The organism is Sphingobium sp. (assembly GCF_003248505.1).
In the GTDB taxonomy this organism is placed as follows: domain Bacteria; phylum Pseudomonadota; class Alphaproteobacteria; order Sphingomonadales; family Sphingomonadaceae; genus Sphingobium.
Genome location: NZ_QFOA01000161.1, coordinates 1 through 2,186 on the forward strand (window position 1 = coordinate 1; position 2,186 = coordinate 2,186).

The following is a 2,186-nucleotide window of genomic DNA, read 5'->3' on the forward strand; positions in this document are numbered from 1 at the left end:
AAAACGTCCCTTTGGGCACTCTGCCCGTGCGCGAATTGCGCAGGGCTGTCGCTGAAATGATCGATTGACGTCCGTCGCAACGACATCCAACTCGCAGGACAAAGCATCGCAGTGCTGACGGCTGAGTGGATCGATTGAGGGGCATTGAGCGGCTGAAGGGCCGGCTCCCATAAATGGAACCAGCCCTGCCAACACAAGCACATCATTCGAGCGACCCCAAGCGGATGATGGCATGCCCTTGATCGGGCCGCCTTCGCTAGCGAACCGAAACCAGCCCGCCATCGACCGCAAGCATCTGGCCGGTAATGAAACGCGACGCGTCGCTCGCGAGAAACACCAGTACAGGCGCCAGATCCTTGTCAGGGTCTCCGAACTTTCCCCCAAGCGGAATGGCAGTTTGGACCTCATGGTCATGTCGTGCGAGCGCTTCCGGCGACAAAGCGTCCCGGAATTTCTGATACATGGGCGTGACGACATAGGGGAGTACCGCGTTGACCCGGATCCCGTCTGGCCCCCACTGTCGGGCAACCGATCGTGTCCACGTATGGACCGCGCCCTTGGTCGCGCCATAGACAGCATTGTCCGGCTCGCCCGTCAGACCTGACTCCGAACCGAAGTTTATGATCGCCCCATTACCGCTAGGCTTCATCGCGAGATAGGCGGCGCCATTCGTATTCATGGTGCCCAGAACATTTATGTCGAACAGGCGGCGGTACGCGGCTTCGTCGACCTGGATGACGTCAACGAAGGATTGCACGCCCGCGACATTTACCATCACGTCCAGGCCGCCCAATCGCGCAGTGGCTTCCTCAAAAGCCTTGTCTACCGCGCTGCGGTTCGTGACATCGAGCAGTTGAAAGGTTGCTTGACCTGGCCCGTGCTCACTCGCCTCAGCCGCCGTTCGATGTCCGAGTTCCTCCTGCAGGTCCATTGCGACGGTCGTTGCGCCGGCGGCGACGTAGGCCCGCACGATCGCTGCACCGATCCCCTGTGCGCCGCCAGTGACGATTATCTTCTTGCCAGCGAGGTCCATTCCAAAACTCCTGATTAAGTCCGCGATGGGCGGGAGAGGGTAGTCAAAGCTCTGTCCCGCGCCGACGAGAGGCGGTCGGCGCGAGATAGGTTTTTCGTCTGCCTCGAAGCCCGTCAGTCCGACCCGCTGGTTCCGCGTCGCGCGTTGGGTTTACCAGCGGAACGGTTCTGCAAATCTGGACGAAGAGGTTCGAAAGCTGCATCAAGAGCGGTGGACGCCGTCTTCTTGATGGAGATGTCACGCGTCAGGCAGGAACGACGCTCCCACTTTTGGCATGACCTCTTGCGCAAAGCGCTGGAGCGACTCATTTGCGGGGGCCATGTCGTCAATATTGTCATGCGAATTGATGCACAGCATGCCCCATGGCCCGACCTTGTCGACAAGCGCCTCGATCTTTTGTGTCACGGTTTCGCTCGAACCGCAGAGCCACACGTGCTCGGCAAGGAAATCCATGTCGACTTCATCAGCGCTGATATCGACCCCAGAATCCTTGATGATCCCGTCGAGCAGCTTGAACTTCTTGTAGATCGGCAGGAGATAATGCTCCCAGCTGTAGCCAAGGCCGCCAGAGATCGCACGGCGCTTCGCTTCCGCATCATTATCCGCGACGAACACCTCGCGACAGACGCGAAGCCGCTCCCGTTCCGGCGTAAAGCCCGCTTCTCGCATGGCGGTCGACCAGGTTTCCCAGTGCGATATCATCTGATCGACACCACCAAAAAACGAGATCGGACTGTAATTCCGCTCACCGGCGAACTTCATCGAGTTCGAATTGGCCGAGAGCGCGGTGACGGCGATTTCGAACGGCGACTCTTTCCATAATCCGTTCTTGGCGATGGTCACGTCATAGCCGGGCATATCGTCAGGACCTGGAAATCCTGCTCTGTAGAAATCGCCTGCGAAGCGGAACGGCTCTTCCTGCCAGACCTTCTCCATGATCGTGAGCGCCTCAATCTGCCGTGCGGGTAATTGCGACAGATTCTCGAAGCCGTGCAGGATCGCGTCGGTATGGTGACCGCCTGGGCCGACGCCGAGATAATAGCGTCCTTCGAGCACCTGACTGAGCCAGCCGATGCGGATCGCGAGCGTTGCAGGGTCATGATAGGGGAGAAGGTGCGCCATCGGCGCGAACCGGAGCTTTTCCGTCACCATC

Annotated in this window: 2 protein-coding genes; both read right to left on the reverse strand. The window is 59.2% G+C overall.

Annotated features, from left to right (window positions below):
• Nucleotides 1-256 precede the first annotated feature (256 nt).
• Nucleotides 257-1,033 (reverse strand): SDR family oxidoreductase, encoded by a 777-nt coding sequence (locus DI606_RS20050; RefSeq protein WP_293985764.1) that lies wholly within the window; start codon nucleotides 1,031-1,033, stop codon nucleotides 257-259.
• A 237-nt stretch (nucleotides 1,034-1,270) separates the two neighbouring features.
• Nucleotides 1,271-2,185, reverse strand: coding sequence for an LLM class flavin-dependent oxidoreductase (locus DI606_RS20055; protein ID WP_293985766.1), 915 nt, complete (start codon nucleotides 2,183-2,185; stop codon nucleotides 1,271-1,273).
• Nucleotide 2,186: the final 1 nt, after the last annotated feature.